This window comes from Psychrobium sp. MM17-31, assembly GCF_022347785.1.
GTDB lineage: Bacteria > Pseudomonadota > Gammaproteobacteria > Enterobacterales > Psychrobiaceae > Psychrobium.
The window spans coordinates 303,645-323,997 of record NZ_JAKRGA010000002.1; the positions used below are offsets into that span (position 1 = coordinate 303,645).

Annotated in this window: 16 protein-coding genes and 1 tRNA gene; 3 read left to right on the forward strand and 14 right to left on the reverse strand. The window is 43.4% G+C overall.

Features of this window, described 5'->3' with window-relative positions:
* Positions 1–153 precede the first annotated feature (153 nt).
* Positions 154–2,883, forward strand: coding sequence for a pullulanase-type alpha-1,6-glucosidase (pulA, locus tag MHM98_RS05835; RefSeq protein WP_239438333.1), 2,730 nt, complete (start codon positions 154–156; stop codon positions 2,881–2,883).
* Positions 2,884–2,948: 65 nt separating this feature from the next.
* Here the strand turns inward: pulA and MHM98_RS05840 are convergent, their stop codons facing one another.
* The 5 genes from MHM98_RS05840 to MHM98_RS05860 all read right to left on the reverse strand — a co-directional run bounded on the left by MHM98_RS05840 (position 2,949) and on the right by MHM98_RS05860 (position 6,802).
* The gene (locus MHM98_RS05840; RefSeq protein ID WP_239438334.1) at positions 2,949–3,383 is read right to left on the reverse strand and encodes a MarR family transcriptional regulator; all 435 of its coding nucleotides are present in this window, start codon (positions 3,381–3,383) and stop codon (positions 2,949–2,951) included.
* Between the two features lie 17 nt (positions 3,384–3,400).
* Complete coding sequence (locus MHM98_RS05845) at positions 3,401–3,883, reverse strand: glutathione peroxidase (protein WP_239438335.1); 483 nt, start codon at positions 3,881–3,883, stop codon at positions 3,401–3,403.
* A gap of 118 nt (positions 3,884–4,001) precedes the next feature.
* Complete coding sequence (gene hmpA, locus MHM98_RS05850) at positions 4,002–5,189, reverse strand: NO-inducible flavohemoprotein (RefSeq protein WP_239438336.1); 1,188 nt, start codon at positions 5,187–5,189, stop codon at positions 4,002–4,004.
* A gap of 114 nt (positions 5,190–5,303) precedes the next feature.
* Positions 5,304–6,530, reverse strand: coding sequence for an NnrS family protein (locus MHM98_RS05855; protein WP_239438337.1), 1,227 nt, complete (start codon positions 6,528–6,530; stop codon positions 5,304–5,306).
* Positions 6,531–6,532: 2 nt separating this feature from the next.
* Positions 6,533–6,802, reverse strand: a complete 270-nt coding sequence (locus tag MHM98_RS05860) for a hypothetical protein (protein WP_239438338.1) — start codon at positions 6,800–6,802, stop codon at positions 6,533–6,535.
* A gap of 187 nt (positions 6,803–6,989) precedes the next feature.
* Between MHM98_RS05860 and norR the strand changes: the two genes are divergently transcribed.
* Entirely contained in the window at positions 6,990–8,561 is a 1,572-nt protein-coding gene (gene norR / locus MHM98_RS05865; RefSeq protein ID WP_239438339.1) for a nitric oxide reductase transcriptional regulator NorR, read from the forward strand.
* Here the strand turns inward: norR and MHM98_RS05870 are convergent.
* From MHM98_RS05870 to MHM98_RS05880, 3 genes are all read right to left on the reverse strand, one after another.
* Positions 8,558–10,144, reverse strand: a complete 1,587-nt coding sequence (locus MHM98_RS05870) for a diguanylate cyclase (RefSeq protein ID WP_239438340.1) — start codon at positions 10,142–10,144, stop codon at positions 8,558–8,560. The genes norR and MHM98_RS05870 overlap by 4 nt on opposite strands.
* A 467-nt stretch (positions 10,145–10,611) precedes the next feature.
* Positions 10,612–10,688: transfer RNA gene (locus MHM98_RS05875), tRNA-Trp, on the reverse strand.
* Between the two features lie 106 nt (positions 10,689–10,794).
* The gene (locus tag MHM98_RS05880) at positions 10,795–11,388 is read right to left on the reverse strand and encodes a hypothetical protein (protein ID WP_239438341.1); all 594 of its coding nucleotides are present in this window, start codon (positions 11,386–11,388) and stop codon (positions 10,795–10,797) included.
* Between the two features lie 374 nt (positions 11,389–11,762).
* Here MHM98_RS05880 and MHM98_RS05885 point away from each other — a divergent pair, with 374 nt between their 5' ends.
* Positions 11,763–13,856 (forward strand): MFS transporter, encoded by a 2,094-nt coding sequence (locus MHM98_RS05885; protein ID WP_239438342.1) that lies wholly within the window; start codon positions 11,763–11,765, stop codon positions 13,854–13,856.
* 13 nt (positions 13,857–13,869) lie between these two features.
* On the opposite strand, the gene MHM98_RS05890 is transcribed toward MHM98_RS05885, so the two are convergent.
* From MHM98_RS05890 to MHM98_RS05915, 6 genes are all read right to left on the reverse strand, one after another.
* The gene (locus tag MHM98_RS05890) at positions 13,870–14,667 is read right to left on the reverse strand and encodes a class I SAM-dependent methyltransferase (RefSeq protein ID WP_239438343.1); all 798 of its coding nucleotides are present in this window, start codon (positions 14,665–14,667) and stop codon (positions 13,870–13,872) included.
* A complete protein-coding gene (locus MHM98_RS05895; RefSeq protein WP_239438344.1) occupies positions 14,667–16,604 on the reverse strand; it encodes a RecQ family ATP-dependent DNA helicase in 1,938 nt (645 codons plus the stop codon). Before MHM98_RS05895 ends, MHM98_RS05890 begins: the two co-directional genes overlap by 1 nt.
* An 18-nt stretch (positions 16,605–16,622) precedes the next feature.
* Positions 16,623–17,240 (reverse strand): hypothetical protein, encoded by a 618-nt coding sequence (locus MHM98_RS05900; RefSeq protein ID WP_239438345.1) that lies wholly within the window; start codon positions 17,238–17,240, stop codon positions 16,623–16,625.
* A 29-nt stretch (positions 17,241–17,269) separates the two neighbouring features.
* Positions 17,270–18,838, reverse strand: a complete 1,569-nt coding sequence (gene gshA / locus MHM98_RS05905; RefSeq protein WP_239438346.1) for a glutamate--cysteine ligase — start codon at positions 18,836–18,838, stop codon at positions 17,270–17,272.
* Between the two features lie 87 nt (positions 18,839–18,925).
* Complete coding sequence (locus MHM98_RS05910) at positions 18,926–19,327, reverse strand: YqaA family protein (protein ID WP_239438347.1); 402 nt, start codon at positions 19,325–19,327, stop codon at positions 18,926–18,928.
* Positions 19,327–20,295 carry an NADP-dependent oxidoreductase gene (locus MHM98_RS05915; RefSeq protein WP_239438348.1) on the reverse strand — a complete coding sequence of 323 codons (969 nt, stop codon included), beginning with the start codon at positions 20,293–20,295 and terminating at the stop codon, positions 19,327–19,329. The genes MHM98_RS05910 and MHM98_RS05915 overlap by 1 nt, the downstream gene beginning before the upstream one ends.
* Between the last annotated feature and the right edge of the window lie 58 nt (positions 20,296–20,353).

The following is a 20,353-nucleotide window of genomic DNA, read 5'->3' on the forward strand; positions in this document are numbered from 1 at the left end:
AATGAGAGCTAAGTATAAGCATTTCCGCTTAAAAGTCACCGCTATCAATACTTTAACCTGTATACATGAATACGTATGCACCTGCTATCCATCGATTGCTGGTTTGATTAGCATGTTACGACTAGATAGTTGCTTATGATAAAAAGGGTAATAATGAAAAAATTAAGCATGGTCATGTTGGGAGTTTTAGGATTAAGTGGCTGCATGGCTACAACACCATCCCAGCAAATAGACAACACGATATTCACGCAACCAAGCGCTGATTTTTCTGCTCACTGGTTGACGCCAAACTTAATGTTATTACCCCAAAGTAACGCGACAACCACCGTCTTGTATGTCGGTGGCGATACGCCACAGCGCATTAAATTATCAACGGCAACATTACCTGAAGCTATTGCCAAACAATTTCCACACCTCAAAGACTTTCAAGCCTATCAATTATCACAATCAGCTGATGATATTAAACAGTGGTTAACACAGCCATTAATGGTTAAGCAAAGTTACGAGGGCAAAAGCGCTAGCTTTTCGCAAGTGCAGTTTGGCAATTTACTCGATGCGCTATACACCCAAGGCAGTAACGATGCTAATGAACTAACAGATCTTGGCGCTACTACGATTGATCACCACACCCAATTTAAGCTGTGGGCACCAACTGCGCAGCAAGTATCGGTATTGGTTTACGGTAAAGATAAAAGCGCGCCAGCGCAGCAACACGTTATGACATTTGATGATAAGACTGGTGCATGGTCATACAAAGCTAAAGATGATTTATCTGATCACTACTATCAGTATCAGCTTAATGTGTTTCATCCACAATCTCGACGTGTGGAAACACTGACGATTAGCGATCCCTACTCGCTTAGCTTATCCACCAATAGTCAGCTATCACAGGTTGTCGATCTCAATGATGCGAGCACCAAACCAAAAGGCTGGGATAACCAACCCGATGTCAAGGTTAACAATTCACTGGATAACATCTTTTACGAGACGCATATTCGCGATTTCAGTGCTAGCGATAAAACCGTGCCTGTTAATCTCAGAGGGAAATACGCCGCCTTTTCGCAAAAAAATAGCGATGGTATTAACCACCTAAAATCGCTAAAAGAAGCTGGGATTAATACAGTACATCTACTCCCGGCGTTTGATATCGGCACCGTTAACGAAAATCACGATACCGTATTAACACTAGACTCTTCGATGAAAGAGTTATGCCAGCAAGTAACTTCGCTGAAGCAATGTAAAGAAAGCAATCAGACGCAATCCATCCGTGATCATTTATCACAACAAGCAGCAACCAGTGACAATCAACAAGCTGTGGTGAGCGCTATGCGTCAACTTGATAACTATAACTGGGGCTACGACCCCTATCACTACGCCGTACCAGAAGGCAGCTATGCCCAAGATCCTGACGGCAGTGCGCGTATCGTTGAGTTTCGTGAAATGGTGATGAATCTGCACGAGCTTGGCTTTCGTGTCGTGATGGATGTGGTCTATAACCACACTCACCAAGCAGGCCTTTCTGGTACTGCCGTGTTAGATAAAATAGTGCCTAATTATTATCACCGCCTCGATCCTATTACTGGCAAAATAGCGCAATCAACCTGCTGCGATAACACCGCCACCGAGCGCGCGATGATGGACAAACTAATGGTGGATACCTTAGTGGTGTGGGCGCGCGATTATAAAATCGATGGTTTTAGATTCGATTTAATGGCTCATCAACCCAAAGATGCCATGCTGCGCGCACGCGATGCAGTTCACGCCGTTGATAGCGACAACTACTTCTACGGCGAAGGTTGGAACTTTGGTGAAGTTGCTAATAATCAGCGTTTCGTGCAAGCAAGCCAATTAGAGCTTGGCGGCACGCAAATAGGTACCTTTACCGATCGTCTGCGCGATGCCGTACGCGGCGGCGCTTTTAACGCTACCGCACTAGATATTCGCAAAAGCCAAGGTATTGGCAGCGGACTGGTGACATCACCGAATGAATTAACGCAAACGCCAAATCGCGATGATTACCGTCACAAGATGGCTCAACTACGCATTGGCCTCGCGGGTAATTTACGTCACTTTCCTTTAGAAAACGCCAAAGGTGAACAAGTAACAGGGGAAATGATTCCTTACGGTGGCCAACCAACAGGCTATGCGCTGCATCCTGCCGATACCATTAACTATGTGTCGAAACACGATAATCAAACGCTATGGGACAACAACCAATACCGCTTGCCATATGATATGAGCACAGAAGATCGCGTGCGTATTCACAATCAGAGTCTGTCTTATGCTGTACTTGCACAGGGCATTCCGTTTATTCACATGGGCAGTGAGTTATTACGCTCAAAATCATTCCTTCGCGACAGCTATGATTACGGCGACTGGTTTAACAAAGTCGATTTCAGCAAGCAAAGTAATAACTACAATGTTGGCTTACCGCCAGCTGAGAAAGACGTCGCCAATTGGCAGTTAATCAAAACCCTAATCGCTAACAACGAAGGACGAGATACACCACAACCAAAAGATATCGCTTTTGCCGATAGTGTGTTTAAAGAGTTCATAAAAATTCGCATGACTAACCCGATCTTCAGACTGCAAACAGCCGATGAAATCATCAAGCAAGTGCGCTTTTTAAATACCGGAATAGATCAGCAAGATGGCATTATCGCGATGCAAATTAATGCAGCGCCAAATACAGAGCAGCAGTCAGTTGTCGTTATCTTTAACAGCAACGAAAGTGAGCAGTCACTGTCATTTAAAGATGCAGATAAATTCAAGTTACACCCAGTACAACAACAAGGTGCCGATAAGACGTTGCGCAGTACTAGTGCCAAGAAAAACAGTTTAACTGTCCCTGCACTGTCAACTGTGGTCTTTGTTAAAAAGTAATGACTAACAAACACAAAAAGAGCGACGATTAAGTCGCTCTTTTTATTTCAAATCTCACCTAATAATTATTGAGACAAGGTTGCCGTCAATTGCTGTAATTGCTCTTTCAGGCTAATTAATGCCTCGACATCTCCCTGCGCGTTACACAGCATTTCTTGGCGCATTGTCAGTGCATCTTGTTCTAGTGCTTGACCTTGCGACGTTAAAAACACTTCCACTACTCGCTCGTCATCGCTGTTGCGCTTGCGACTGACTAATTCATTAGCCTCTAAACGTTTTAACAGCGGTGTTAACGTGCCGGAGTCTAAAGACAATCGTTCGCCAAGGGTTTTAACGTTAGTCACACCATATTGCCAAAGAGATAGCATCACAACGTATTGTGGATAAGTAAGTCCCAACTTTTTAAGATGAGGTTGATATGTCTTAGTCATTGCTCTACTTGCATTATAAAGTGCAAAACACAGCTGATTTTCCAAGGCTAATTCTGGATGATTTGCCATATCTATAGTCGCTTTAATTACAGTAATTTTTCGATATCGGCAGCAATGGCTTCTGGTTTAGTCGTTGGCGCATAACGCTTTAATACCTTGCCATTTTTACCGACTAAAAACTTAGTGAAGTTCCATTTGATACGTTTAGAACCCAAGATGCCGCGGGCGTTATCTTTAAGGTAGTTATATAACGGCGCAGCATTGTCGCCATTGACTTCGATTTTTTCAAACAATGGAAAGGTCACGCCAAAGTTAAGCTCACAAAATTGTGAAATTTCGTCGCTATCACCTTTTTCTTGCTCACCAAATTGATTACAAGGAAAACCAAGTACCGCCAACCCTTGATCTTTATGGGCTTTATAAAGGCTTTCTAAACCAGCATATTGCTTAGTAAAACCACATTGACTTGCCGTATTAACAACTAAAACAACTTGCCCTTCATATTGAGAAAGCGACACTTGCTCGCCGGTAATAGTATTAACTGAAAACTCGTGAATTGATTGGCTCATAATAGTTACCTAATTTTAATACGCCACCAAAAGGGTGGCGTTAATTTGATAACCAGCATCATATCAAAAAATAAATTGTTCACAATTTAATTTTTAGCAATATAATTAACAATGTGATCTACAACGATTCATGTGGGCCAAATACTTCATAATGAATGCGTGATTCATCAACGCCTTTTGCCATTAATTCTTGCTTAGCAAATTGCATAAAGCCAACAGGTCCACATAAATAAAAATGGCCATCATTAATCGGCAACGCCCTCACTTCAAAGTGCATAAAACCACTAGCGATATGGCTATCACTCTGCGCGCCAGATTGATACCAAACCTTATAGTCCCAACCATGTTCATCACAAATTTCTTTATTTTGCTTATTAAACGAGTGTTGCTCGCTATTTTCACAGGCGTGATAAAAGCTCACAGGGTGTTGGTACTTTGTCTTGGCTAAGGTTTCTAACATCGATTGCATTGGTGTTATACCAACACCAGCAGAAAGTAAAACAACTGGCGATTGACGATCGACAAAATAGAAATCGCCGGCGGGAGGATATAAATCAATAACATCACCTACTTCAATGTGCTCATGTAAATAATTAGACACCAAACCTTGTGGGGTATCGCCGCCGAGTTCGCGTTTTACACTAATTCGATAATTACTATCATTGGCCGCTTGAGAAATTGAATATTGGCGAATTTCTCGATATTCACTCTGCTGCGGTTTAACTTCTAATCCTAAATATTGTCCGCTTTCATAGCTCAATACTGCACCACCATCAACAGGCTCGAATACAAAGCTAGTGACTAGTTTCGATTCTATTTGTTTTGCCACAACCTTAAATTTACGTCGCCCTTGCCAACCGCCATTAGCGACTTTACGTTCTTGATATAACTCCCCTTCACGACCAATAAAGATGCTAGATAATAAACCGTAAGCCGCTGTCCACGCCTCTTCAACTTCAGCAGTGAATGCTTCAGGTGCAAGTTCTCGCAATGTTTCAATTAAATGGTGCCCCACAATTTGATAATGCGCAGGTCGAATATTAAAACTGGTATGCTTTTGCGCAATACGCTCCACGGCCCCTGTTAGCTGAGGCAAATCCTCAATAAACTTGGCATAAGCAGCAATAGCTTCAAACAAAGCGAACTGCTGTCGACCTGTAGCCTGATTAGTAAGATTGAAAATGTGTTTTACTTCTGGGTTTTCACGAAACATCCGTGTGTAAAAATGTTCCGTTAACCCACGTCCAGCATCTTCCAGTAACGGAATAGTACTTTTGATGATTGGGATATGACGTTCTTCTAGCATGTTTGACTCCAATAGCTAAACAATAAACAAGGCGCACCTCTGCCCCTCGCCATTTCGACGAAAGACATAACAATGCAATTAAAAAAATTAAAGAGTTAGAAATTCAGGAAAGAATTAAGATTCGTTACGCCACAAGATGGGACTATAGAGCACAAGGAATATTACACTGGCGACAACCCACATTGCCGCGCTAATAATCCAGCCCCATAGGTTGTGGTGAGTAATTGCCATAATAACGCGAACAAAAGCTGCTCCCGCCATTAGTGCATAAATCAGATTGACCCAACGGCTCGGTTGCAACGCTCTACCAGTATGTCCGAGCGATACGCGGCTCATCATTGAAAAAATCATCAAACCAATCGCGCCAATCGTAATCAAATGTAAGGCATCGCTAAACATTAAGCCATCAAGGTGATAGCTCAGACCGATAGCAATTAAACCAAGCCCCATCAATAAATAAGACAAATGTAATGACCACAGCAGTGGGATCTTAAAAGTCACGGCTGATTTCCAAAAACTCAAGCGCCACAAATGTAAAGCACCACCTAACATCATGATGGCAGCAGGCGTAAATGGTAACTCTACAAACCCACTGATGAAAAATATCAATACGCCGATAACTGATACACTAGCTACTAGTGGTGTTAACCAACTTGGCGATTGTGGTGCAGGAACTCTGGCGCCAGAAGCTGTGAAAAATGGAATTACGCGTCCGCCAATCAGTCCCATCAAAATGACAAACATCAAAATAGCTGTGCGCGCGATGTGCAATGTAACTAGTGGCGACTCAACAAAAAATGGGCTGGTAATTACGGCGATATTAAGCGCGCCTATTACGCTAATAACAGGTATCAACACATAGTTACGTTTGTTCTCGCTTTTAAAAAGTAACCTTGAGAACCCACCGATGACTATCACCCACCAAATCAACTGAACAACGATAGCTATAGTCAGTGAGGCCTGTGAGTTAATGTATAAACCAGCTCTTACGGCGAGCCACATAACAACTAATGTCAGCACCCAGCCCTTAGATAAACTTGGTAATTTAGTCCATGTTTGTACCGCGGTCAGGACAAATCCAACAGCGACGGTGGCAGCAAAACCAAAAATCATTTCATGAACATGCCAGACTGTCGGTGTCATAAACGCATCATCTTGAAAGGTATAACCCAAAAAGAAACCAACCCACATCATTAGGCTAAGCGCAGAAGCACCAGCGGCTAGCAAGAAAAATGGTCTGAATGCCAAACTTAGAAAGTCGTGATTAAGAATCTTATCGAGCCCTTGATGCTGAGGCTTATCACTCGCTAAACGCGGATCCTGCGGTTGTAATACTGCCATCTTTAAAAAGCCTTATGTCCTAAATTAAATGCACCGACGCAACGCATAGCATAGCCAAGCTTAAAAATCGCAGCACTGATAATAGTCAATAAATGTGCTGCTACTTCTGCTGCCAAGATTAGAGATTGCTCTATGCCATAAGAAACCCAAACGGACGCCAGAAAAAAGCTCAGAGACACCAACATAATTTTGTTAGCAAACTTGATCAATCGCTTGTGTTTATCTTTCAGAGCAACAACCGATTTAATAGGAATGTCGATAGCGCTAGCCATTAGGATATCTCCATAAAGTAACTTCAAATACAATTAACGCTTTAATAGCAACGCCAGTGCCAACTTTTATAATCACTAATTATCAACAACTTAAATAGACAAAAACAATAATAGAGTCATAATGACACTTTTAATTTAGAGTCAATATGACTACACTGGGTCAAAATGATTTATCGAATGAACGCTAATGCATCCAATTACCTCTGACTCATTGCTCGCCTTGTCGCTTGATTTAGCAACGAGCCTCACCACTAAAGATCGCTTTAACAGATTGTTAGCGACGGTGCGAAAAACCATTACTTGCGATGCTGTAGCGCTGCTTTCATTTGATAACGACACCCTGACACCTCTTGTGCAACAAGGATTAAAAAACGACGTGTTAGGTCGCCGTTTTCACATTGATGAGCACCCGCGCTTTGAAGCCATTTGCCAATCACTACATCCAGTGCGTTTTAGCGCCACCAGCCCACTGCCGGATCCTTATGACGGATTATTAATTGAGCACGATGGCGATTTGCCAGTGCACGCGTGCATGGGCTTACCACTGTATTTTGATCAACAACTTATCGGCGTTCTTACCCTTGATGCTCTCCAGCCAAACGTTTTTGACAATATAGCCAAGCGCACGCTTGAAATTATTTCGGCATTAGCTGCAGTTAGCCTCAATACCGCAATGACCTTAGACTTGCTAGAAAAGCAAGCAATGCACAACAAACAAGTTGTTGAAACACTTGCCATGCAACCGGGTAATATTAAGAGCAGTGAAATCATTGGTAATAGCTCAGCAATGATCAAACTAAACAACGAAATACGTCTTGTTGCTCCCTCGCCATTTACCGTACTCATTCAAGGGGAGACTGGCGTAGGCAAAGAGTTAGTGGCCAGCGCAATACACGCCAATTCATCACGTGCTCAAGCAGCGATAGTGCATGTAAACTGCGCTGCACTGCCGGAAAATCTAATAGAAAGTGAGTTATTTGGTCACGTTAAAGGTGCCTTTACTGGCGCAGAAAAAAACAGAGCTGGTAAGTTTTCCATTGCCAACGGCGGCACATTATTTTTAGATGAGATTGGCGAGCTACCATTAAGTGCACAAAGCAAATTACTGCGTGTATTACAAAACAATGAGATCCAAGCCCTTGGTCAAGACAAAGTCGAAATTGTCGACGTGCGAATTATAGCTGCCACTAACCGTGACTTGGCTCTAGAAGTGGAAGACGGGCGATTTCGCGCAGACTTGTATCACCGTTTAAGCGTATTCCCAGTGAGCGTTCCGCCGCTGAGAGATCGTATTGGCGATGTTCACCTATTAGCAGGTTATTTTTGTGAAAAGTTAAAACGAAAACTAGGCTTGGCGCAAATAGCACTGAGCAGCGACTTTTTAGACGCGCTTGAACAATATCAATGGCCCGGAAATGTCAGGGAATTAGAGCATTTTATAAACCGAGCCACCTTAAAAGCCAAAGCGCAAAACAAGCCGCCATTTGCAATAAAAATCAATGCGTTAGACGCTGGTGAACTTGTCAATGAACCTATGGTTAGCACCGCAGTTCAAACTAATACGCAGACAGCGTCTGTGACAGATTTAAAACTCGCGACTAATCAATTTCAGCGTAAAATTATCCAAGAGGCGCTCACCCAGCACACTGGGAATTGGGCAGCTAGCGCACGCACGTTAAATACCGATAGATCCAACCTGATGCGCTTGGCCAAACGCCTAGGAATAAGCGTTGAAAAGACAGTAATCAAAAGCGACTAAGCGGTCGCCGCGACACTGCAATTTCGCCCCTGCCCCTTGGCCTGATAAAGCGCTCGGTCGGCTTGCTTAAATAATTGATGGAAGTCATTAGCATTTGCAAGCTCAGCGACTCCTATAGAAATCGAAAGTTGAGGCAACTCAGGGAATTCTTTGGCGGACAACACACTAAATTGCTGCCTGATCCACTCCGCTTTGACAAAACCGCTGTCGATATCAGTGTTAGGCAAGGCAATTAAGAATTCCTCACCGCCATAACGGCTGACTAGGTCTCCAACACGGCAGGCGTTTTTCATCACCTTGGCTAAGAATTTTAAAACTTCATCACCTACCTGATGGCCAAAATCGTCGTTAATGCGTTTAAAGTTATCGACGTCTAAAATCAATAACGACAGCGCGCCAGTGTCGCGCTGTGCCATTAACACTTCGATTGATTGCTCAAAGTGACGACGATTGTGTAATCCGGTTAGTACATCCATTGCTGCTTGCTTTTGCAGCTCGTCTTTAAGTAAGGTAATTTCAGCAACTTTCTCATTGAGTGAAACATTCAAATTAATTAAATCGTATTCCAACTCTTTTTGCTCGGTAATATCGGTGGAAATACCGATAAAGCGATCGATCTCCCCTGCTTCATTCTTCAATGGAATCTTAACCGTCCAGTAATACAAAGTAGTATCTGGCAACTCGAAGGTTTCGATACAAGTAACCTTTTTGGCAGTTGCAAAGACTTGGCGATCGGTGCGCATGAATTCCTCGCCCTGCTTTTCACCGAGCAACTCAATGTTATTCTTGCCGAGGATTTCATCTTCAGGTTTCTGAAACAGCTCACTAGTGCGCTTATTAATGTACTTAAAGCGATAGTCACGATCTTTAATAAAAATATAAGCGCCAGCATTATCTAAGATAGTTGCAAGTTTTTGCTCGTTATCGAATATCTGCTTTTCTAAACGCTTTTGCTCGGTAATGTCCAGTGAAATACCTAATAGGCCATTGATAACACCGTCTGAGTCATATTGCGGCTTTTTAATCGATAGATAATAACGGTGCTCGTGTAGATGAGGGAGATAATTACACTCTTCTTGCTTAATTACTTTGCCTTTTTCAATTACGTCATAATCATAAATTTCGCGCAGACGTTTTCCCGACTCCTCGCCAAACAAATCACAATCTGTCTTACCAATAATCTCATCAGAGGTAAGTCCAAATAACTGGTAAACCTGCTGATTAGCATAGGTGTAGTGATAGTCCTTATCCTTGCAATAAACGTAGGCACCTAGGTTATCTAACAAACTATAGAAATAGTCGACACACTGAACTGACTCTTCCACTAGCTCAAGAGCGATGGCCAATACTGGTCGATCTCCAATATCGACAGGAGACGACTCCATTTTAATGCTGCGGTTGTTATACAAAACAGGTGACAAATCACTAAGCGCAGGAACAAAACTCTGCTGCCAGTCTTCATTTTCGATTTCCGGATGACTTAACCCCAATAATGACTGCGCAGCTGGGTTAACATATAGAAGTGCCAGATCCTTTTGACAAACAATAAGATAAGCTTGCTTTAGTTGCGCAAATATCTCCATAGAGTTTCCATCCTAATGGCGAGGGGTCAAAAATAGTCATCAACAAGAGCGTTGATGAAATACCAGCATGAAATAAATTACGACTAATTTCAATTATAAAATCAGTCATTATTGCTAGTTCAATGCCAATTATCTCACCTAAGTGGTCTTAGTTTATTGATATTGGGTAATTATCATTTAGATAGCTTGGAAGAAATATGAAAGCCAGCGATAAGGGCTAGAGAAAGATAGTCGTCGGAAACATTAATCAAAAAGATCAAACTCACAGCACCTTCACTCATAAACTCAGCCTTCCGAAAACAAAAAAAACGAAGCGTAACTGCTTCGGCTTTTTCGTGGAATTTAATTGGCAGGGATGGAGCCAGTGTTTGAGGAAGTCGAACTCACAACATCTTTACTTACTAAACACTACCGTCCAAAAACAAAAAAGCCGATGATAAATCATCGGCTTTTTCATTGAATATGATTGGCAGGGGTGGAGAGATTCGAACTCACAACATCCGGTTTTGGAGACCGGCGCTCTACCAATTGGAGCTACACCCCTGCGAACGAGGTGAATTATACATAAGCACAGGTGAAGGTAAAGGGCTTTTTTTCAAATATCTTTCAAGCGACTAGTTTTCACGCAAAACGCTGTTAATTCCATCGAACTAGGCACTGCGTGCTTGATCGTAGCTTGATTCTTCCGCAATTGGCTCAGGTGCGACGACTTCATCATTAAGTGCTTTATCGTCAGACGGCTGTTCTGAATCTTCATCTTTATCAACTAACGCCTCTTCCGGAATCATCAAAAGGTGATTAAGTGTTGTCAGACTATTTTGATAAAATCCAGCATTATATCCGCGAGGTTGAGTTGGCAAGTTATCGACAAAGAGTTCGATACGCTCGTGTACAGTTTCTAAATCATCGTACTCATTGAAGTGATGCAATAGATCGGCAAAGCTCTTTGATAATTTACTCGTCGCGATTTCAAAGACTGCGACATTGTCCTCGTTGATACTTTGATAAACGAAAAAGTTATTCGCTACAGTGTAGAGTTTATCGCGTACGACTTTCGGTAAACTAGTTTCGTCACAAAATCGTTCAACATCGATTTTATAACTGTTTTTACTATCGCTTACTCGAGAATTTAATGCTTGTTTAGCTTCAGCAATACGCTTTTTCCGATTGTTATCGAAAATAAAAAACGTAATAAATAACAACAATAACAAAGGAATAGTAATAGCGGCTATACTACTTAACATCTGGACCTCAACTGCCTATTCACCGACTTAAATTTCGGTTTTATAATTCTCGCGGTCACGATAACAACTAATAAACACAGGTTCAATTACAAAGTACTAATCTCAAGATGACATTGATCATTTTCGTGAACTTGTGTGGAAATGCTTATGCTGCAATGCCCAATATGTAACCAGTCTAATTACTGTCAAGTTGATACACCGCAGCAATGTTGGTGCATGAATACAGATATTCCAAAAGAGCTTCAGCTATTAGTTAGCGCTAAAGGTGCTAATCAATATTGTATTTGCTCACAGTGTGTCATGCTTTTTAAACAAAACCCTGAGATAATATACAATATACTTAATTCCTCACCACCAACTGACCAAGGATAACAGTGAAAACCACGCTTATCTCCCTAATCTCACTCTTTGTGAGCTGCTTTATTCTGTTTTTTGCCAACGGACTCATTAACGTATTACTCCCAGTACGCATGGGACTCGATGGTGTGAATACCGACACGATAGGTATGGTGCTATCGCTGTATTTCGTCGGCCTTATCATCGGGGCGATTTACAGTAAAAACTTAATTAAAAAATCTGGCCATATTCGAATGTTCGCAGGCTGTGTCGCGTTGAGTGCGGTGAGTATTTTAGTGTGCAGCCTATACACAGACCCTGTGTTGTGGGGCTTAATGCGAGTTTTACTTGGTTTTTGTAATGCCTGTGCGTTTACCGCGATGGAAAGCTGGCTTAGCGATAGCGCGACTGAAGAAAATCGCGGAAAGTTACTGTCGGTCTATCACGGCACCGCACTATTTGGATTATTTGCAGGTCAGTTTTTAATGAACGCCGCCGATCCTCAAGAAAGTGTGCTCTTTGTTTTAGCGGGTATTTTCTTATGTATGGCGGTAACGCCAGTGGTGCTGAGCCGACATAAAGGGCCTCAAGTAGAAGATGTTGCCTCCATGTCCATTAAACGGCTGGTGCAAATCTCGCCACTCGGTATGATGACCTGTTTTATTTCAGGCATTGTTTACGCCTCTATGTTTAACTTATTGCCAGTTTTTGCTAAATCCTCAAATATCATTGCCTTTGATTTATCCCTCTACATGGGATTTGCGATTTTTGGCGCCTTTATTATGCAATTTCCAGTGGGGTATTTATCCGATAAGTACGACCGTCGTACCGTATTATTAGGCATGATTAGTCTGTCTTTAGTAACCGCTTTCTTAGTGACAATGTCATCAGGCGATGGATTATCAAGTGTGCTTGTGCTCGCAACTTTAATCACCGGTGGCACCCTTGCGTGTCTTTATCCCCTTAGCGTTTCTGAAACACTAGATAAACTCAAGCAGAGTGAGATGGTGGCGGCAATGGGCACCATGATTTTAGTGCAATCAATCGGCGGGGTTATTGGCCCTTACACCAGCTCGCTAATCATGAAATCAATCGGCGCTAACTCTCTATTCTATTTCATTATCCTAATCGAGCTGTTCTTGGCGGGCTTTGTTCTTTATCGCATGAGTGTGCGTAAAGCGCTGCCAGTTGAAGAGCAAGAGGCCTTTGTTATGCAAAGCGCCGTGGTTGCCGCCACAGCCTCTCCAGCTCTCGATCCGCGTACTCAATTTGTTGAGCCAGAGCCGAAATTATCTCGCCAAGCTAAAACCGCTAAAGATCTTGCCGAGCTCGATCCCGCTGCTGCCGTAAAAATGGCCCGTGCTATTGCGCTAGACAATCCAGAATCGGGTGTTGAAATTGCGCGTGCTATTGCTACCGTTGACGGCATTGATGTATTGCGTTTTTACGAAGTAATGCAAGAAGCATCGCCATTCCAAATGCCTGAAATTACCCAAGCATTAGTCACAACCAATCCTGATCACGCTTATGATTTAGTGTCTAAGCTGGCGCAATGGCACCCAACACAAGTGGTTAATGTAGCACAGCAAATCTCTGAATCACTGCCAGAGCTGCGCAGCGAAATGGCCAAAGTGGCCGTTGAACATGCACCTGAGTCTGCGATTCAAGTTGCCCAATATTACGCGCAGGTCATTAGTGACGAGCAACAAGCGCTACGTCCAGCCGACCGTGAAGATGATACCAGCGAAGAAGAAGCGCTAGAAATTGCTTCACAAATTTGGGAGTCGGCGCCAGAGCAGGCGGTGGAGGTTGCGGTTGCGATTGCCGATAACTTACCCGAAGCAGCAGTCGATATTGCGAGCGAACTGGCCACAAACTTCCACGAGCCAGATTCACCTATTATCGATAGCGCGCAGCAAGAAAACGAATCAGAGTTAGCGGTAGAGTTAGTGCAGCGTCTTGCAGAAGTCGCCCCTGAAAACGCCGCCGAAGTTGCTGGCGCCGTGGTAGATGTGGTGCCTGAAGTGGCCTCCGACATTGTTGAAGCCATTAGTGAAGGCGATAAACCGAAAGAAGGTGAATGGGTTGACTTAATCGACGATGGTAGCGAAGAGTCCAAAGAAAGAGATTAGCCCTCAAACCTAATTACTCCTCAAATTTAGTTAGCCAGTCTTGCCACTGCGCCTCAAACGTCATCATTTGTCGATGACGTTTTGAGGCCAAATGCGCTTGCCAATCCAATTGTGTTTCAATCGGTCCAACCCGGCACATGGCGCAATAGTTTTGCTCAGTGCAATAATCTGGTAATTCGAGATTTAAGTGCGCTTGCGCTCTATCGCTAAACACATAACTATAACCTTGCGTGTCTTTAACAAACTTATCGCGATCAACATTGCGCACCAGATAGCCATCAAACATAGAGATATCAAACTCACAGCGCCCCAGATAGTTAACAGCTAGCTCGTGACAGAGGCTGGTTTCAATATTCCACTGCCGATAAGGTTTCACATCTTTTGAGGTAATTACGGCAAGGCGCGCACCTGTTTGCGACAAAAAATAGCTAAAACAATGCTTGAGAAAGGATCGAAGTAACCAGCGATTTAAGGTATTGGTGGAGCCGATTTGCGACAATTTCGCAAATTCGCTGGCAGAAAAATCACTGGGGATTAGGGGGAATTGAAATATCACCGCGTCATATTGGCCAAGCTCAATACCATGCCATGTATCGGGATTTAAGACATCAACAGAAGCTTGCACATTAATGCCCTTTTCTGTGAGACGCTTAAAATGAGTCAAGCCGTATTTATTGGCTAAAACGGATTTATCATCATAGACAGTGGCAGTTAGCTGCGATGGCGCTACTTGCCCAGATAACGCAGCTGAGAACGACAAGTCGCCATCGCCAATGGTTAATATTTTCCACTCTGGATTTAGCGCTATCATTAGTGGCGAATTTGCTCGTCAATCCACTGTCTTACCTCGGCAAATGGATAGGCTTCTAACGCAGCAAAATGGGGCATTGAGCGCGCCTTAAGCTTTGTAAAAATAGGCGTTGTTAAACCACAAAGAAAACGCGCCAGTAAACTCACGCTAATAGCTAGCTCGGTGTGCTCGCGATACTTGAGGGTAATTTCACTGGTCAGTTGTCCGTAATCGAAACTCGCTAATGGTGTTAATGCTTTAGGCTGTGGCATCACCGCCACTTGACCAGCACACACGCTGCAATGACCACAGGCTTGGGTTAGGCTGTTATCCGAGAAATAGCGCGATAACGACTGCGATAAACAAAGATCGCTTTCGAAAAATGCCATCAGCTGCTCAATGCGATTAATTTCACTCACTTCTTTGTCTTCAAACTTGGCGCACAGTTTTTCCACCAATGCTTCGCCGTCAAATACCTTAGGATTTATTTGAAAGACTTGCGTCATTTTCGCTGTGTGCAGCTCAATAGCGCCCTGCTCCTGCAAATATTCTAACGCCGCAATAACTCGCGAGCGCTCACTGCCATATTGCTGATAGAGGGTATCAAAATCTAATACCGACCACACACGCGCGTGTTTAGAGGCATCAAATATCGCCTGAATAAAACGCGCGCGCTCGCCGTCAAAACGGCCAGTGATGTCACTTTGCGAAGACAGTATCTTGTATTTGTACTGGGCAAAATAGCTGTAGCTCGGTTTAATAACATTAAGTAATTCTAAATATACCAAGAGTGTTTTTAAGGTGAGTGGCCGAATGTTGGCATCGCTGGATAATGCGTTTTCAATGACTTCCCATTGACCGCTGGTTTGATACTGACGAATTTGATCTAATACCACCTTGATCGCTTCACGCGAAGGCGTATCAGCGTAAACAAAGTTTTGCAGCACATTAAGATTGTCGCGATTCGCCAGCACTAAACAATCACTCGCCATGCCATCACGTCCCGCACGGCCAATTTCTTGGGCATAGTTTTCAATCGATTTTGGCATATCGAAATGGGCAACAAAGCGAATATCGCTCTTATCAATGCCCATCCCAAAGGCAATTGTGGCAACGATTATTTGATTAGTGGAGTTCATAAAATCGCTAACAATACGCGCGCGCTCATCGCTGTCCATACCTGCGTGATAGGCAATAGCATTAAAGCCTTGCGCCGCTAAATCAGCCGCTAGTGTTTGCGCTGTTTTTTGCAAGGTCACATACACGACACCACATTGCTGACGGCGCGGTGTTAGCCATTGGCTAAGTGTTGACAATCGCTTATCAGACTCACAGCCCACCACATTTAAATTTAGATTCGAGCGATAAAAACCAGTAAGCGTAATATTTTGCTCATGGATAGCGAACTTACGCCCCATATCTGCCACAACTTTTTCAGTAGCAGTCGCCGTTAACAGCAAGACTTGAGGAATATTAAACTGACGTTGATAACGGGGCAGTTTTAAGTAATCCGGCCTAAAATTATGCCCCCATTCTGAAATACAGTGAGCTTCATCAATCACCAATAATGAAATAGGCACGCTAGATAAAAACTGCCTGAAACGTTCGTTGTTAAGACGCTCAACAGAGACCATTAAGATCTTGCAACGGCCATCGCGCACATCACTCATCACCTGTTGCGACTGCTGCGGCGTTTGTGTGGAATCGATTGTCCCAGCTGCAATGCCTTTACTATGCAAAAACGCTAACTGATCTTGCATCAAAGCCAATAACGGCGAGATAACGAGGGTTAGATGAGGGAGTTGGGTTGCTGGAAACTGATAACAGAGGGATTTACCCGAACCAGTTGGAAAAATAGCAGCAGCACTTTCGCCACGTAAAATAGCTTCAACCACCGGCTGCTGACCAATGCGAAACTGATCAAAACCAAAGGTTTGCGATAATTGTTGTTCTAACATAATGAATTTTAGAAAAAGCTACCACCAGCTATCAGACAAATCGTCCTTACACTTGGCATATTGCCCTGCGTAGCGCTTAGCGCGTGCTTGTACCTTTTTCGACACCTTCTTCAGCCACGGTTTTTTATTATAGCTCTTGCGCTTATAACCGCCCCAACCTTCGTGATAATTAAGGTATTGGCCATAGGCATCCCATTTAGAAACGCCATTGATTTTATGCGTTTTATAAATAAACCAGCCCATAAAATCTATCGCATCGGCAAAGTCATTACGATCGCCCCAGCTGTTGCCAGTTTCACGCACATAATCATCCCAAGTCATGGTTTTAGCTTGGGCATAACCATAAGCTGAGCTTGCACGACCATAAGGAATAAAGCCGAGGAAATAGCGCATTGGCGGGCGAGCATCGCTCTTAAAAGAACTCTCTTGGTACATCATGGCGATAGGCACGTGAACAGGCACGCCCCATTTGGCTTTAGTATCTAAAGCGGCTTCATGCCAATGGTCATGCTCTTTAAAAATCGCACAGATATTTTCTGGATTAGCAGGCGGTGAGGTGGCGCAACCACTACTGATTAGCACCACAAAAGCCAAGCATATTTTAAGGGGTAACAGGCGCGACAATCTTTGTTTCATCAATGGGCTGTCCTTGGCTAATTAATTGGTTATTTAGCAAAATAATTTGCTAGATACTCATCGATTGACAGGGTGTCTGCCGTTTCAATTTCCGCTTGTTCACGCAAGGATTCCTCGGCGCGTTGACGCAAGATTTGTGGCGACAATCGTTGATATTCACGCTCACTAAACTGCTGCTTAAATTTCTGAGCCTGCGCCACACCAAACGGAGTGTTATCAAGCTCATTTTCTTTGAGCAATGCCATTAACTTACCTGACAAGGTTGCTTCTGGGTCATTCACCATAGGGCGCAACTCGTCTAAACAAGCACGGTATTCGTTGCCACCGTTGTGGTGGTCAAATAACTCAGCGATACTTCCTAGCGCATCAAATAAGCGTGTCATCCAATCTTGTAATGAAATCTCGTCATCACCTTCTTCAAGCATTAAGCCAGGCTGACGGCCATTTAAAATCACGTTATTTAAGTTGCGAACCTTTTGTTGGCGTCGCTCTTGGCTCATCGGTTTGTCTTGCCATAACATGCAGTGCATCAAGAACATATCAAGGAATTTGATTTGCGTTTTGTCGATGCCAACATTAACAAATGGGTTAACGTCTAGAGAACGAACTTCGATATATTCAACGCCACCTTCTTTTAGTGCTTCAGACGGCTTTTGGCCAGAGCGAGCTACGCGCTTAGGTCTAATTGGTGCGTAAAGCTCATTCTCAATTTGCAGTACGTTCGAGTTGAGCTGTTTGTATGCGCCATTTTCTTTGATACCGATCTTTTCAAACTTTTCAGATGGCATAGAAATAGCGTTATTAACTGAGTTGACGTAGTTTTCGATATCGTTATAACAGATAGATAAATTGTCTTGCTCGCTATTGGTGTAGCCTAAATCACTTAAGCGAAGACTAGTGCCGTATGGCAGGTAATAAGTACCATTACCGAGTTTTTCAAAATCATACGGCATGCCATTCTTGATGAATGAACCACACAGTGCAGGCGATGCGCCAAACATATATGGAATGACCCAACCTAAACGGTGGAAGTTGCGAATTAACGAGAAGTAGCGAGTAGAGCGAAAATCTTGTAACTGATTGTCATCTTTGAAGAACTGTTGCAGTACAGGCCAAGCATCATCACCTAATGAATAGTTAAAATGCAGTCCAGAAATCACCTGCATCAAACTGCCATAACGGTTCTTTAAACCTTGGCGGTAAATGTGCTTCATTTGACCAACGTTTGATGTGCCGTAATTGGCTAGCTCAATGTCATCTTCATTGGCTACCATACACGGCATACTCATCGGCCATAGCAATTCATCATCGATATTATCTAAGGTGTAACGATGCAAATCAGCCAAATAGTCCACCAATTCATCAATATCGTTGTGAACAGGGGTAATGAATTCCAGTAGAGTTTCGGCATAATCTGTAGTGATATCGCCGTGGGTTAATGCAGAGCCTAGCGCCTTTGCGTGTGGCTTATCCGACAGCTCAGCTTTGTCGTTCATTCGCAAGGCTTCGCGCTCTATGCCACGTTGTATTTGCGTAAAAATTGGCGCGAATTTAGGCTCTTTTAATTGGGAGAGTTTGTCTTTATAACAATTTATCAAAATTTTTCTCTACTTATATTCAACGTCGCAGACACGACTCTATCATTGCCAGTTTAGTGCAACAAGCGACTTGTGTAACAAAAGACATCAAGCGGCGAAATATAAAGTGGCAACAATGCAATAGCGTGTCGTTTTACCGATAGCAATAAACAAAATACTGCGCCACAATGGCAACTTAAACAAACCAGCAGCAATGCAAATCACATCACCAATCAGCGGCAGCCAACTGAGTAACAATGAATAAACGCCATGGCGTTTAACCCACAGTGCCGCCTTAGAATTTAGCTGTTTTTCACTCAGTTTCTTGGCGCCAATCGCCCCTAAACCGTAACTGGTTACGCTGCCTAGCGTATTGCCAACACTCGCCATAACAACAAGCCATATCACTAAATCTGGTCGTTGATTTAGATTAACCAACAATAACGCTTCTGAGCCGCCGGGCAATATAGTTGCCGCCAAGAAGCTCGCTACGAACAGCGTGATTAACATTAGTTAGTTGTCAACACGATTTTGCCACCAGCAGCGCCTGACTCAGCGAGTTGATGTGCAGCGCTCGCTTGTGCTAACGGCATGTACTTGGCGATATTGAGACGTAACTCATTATTTTCAACCGCGTGCACCAATTTAGTCAGCTGCTGTTTATCGTTTTTCACTAACATGCCCAGTGCGCTAGTCGCCTTGCCTAATACACTGTCACAGACAAAATCTTTACTCACTGTTGGCACTGTGACTAGACGCTCTAGCTCGTTAGCTGCAGTAAGTTGCAATATAGCTGGTTCACCGCCGATCAAATCAAACCACAAGTCGATTGCTGGCAGCGTTTCAAATACGCTCGCATCACTGTAATCGATCAGCGTAACTTCACCCAAGGCTAGTAACTTATCACCGCTTGCTTTACTGGCTACTGCAATAACTTTAGCCCCCGCATTAAGGGCTAGTTGCACTGCGAGATAACCAACGCCACCGCTAGCTCCGCTGATTAAGACCGTCTCACCCGCTTTTAATTTCCCGTGTTCGAATAATCCTTGATAAGCAGTTAACCCTGCTAGTGGCAATGCCGCTAACGCATTGTAGCTGCGCTCAACCTTTACCAGCTCATCGCTAGTGGCTACGACATACTGACTATAACAACCTGCATCTAACGGAAAACCAACAAAGCCGACGACTTTATCGCCAATGGCGAATTCAGAAACATCAGCACCTATTTCAACGATTTCGCCCAAGGCATCATACCCCAGCACCATTGGCAGCTTGTCGGCATTTTCTTGCGCTGCCCAACCAAGCCCTTGACGGGTTTTAAAGTCGATTGGATTAATTGATGTTGCAAGGGTTTTAACACGAATTTGTGTACTGGCTAAATCCTTTGTCTCTCGCTGGACATAACTCAGCTTGTCGGGCTCTCCGAATTCATGAAATTCAACGGCGGAGTAAACAGATGGGATTGAACAATCAGACATGCGGTAATTCCTTGAGTAATAAGTTTTAATCGCCTAAGTAATAGGTTTAGCAGTAGCT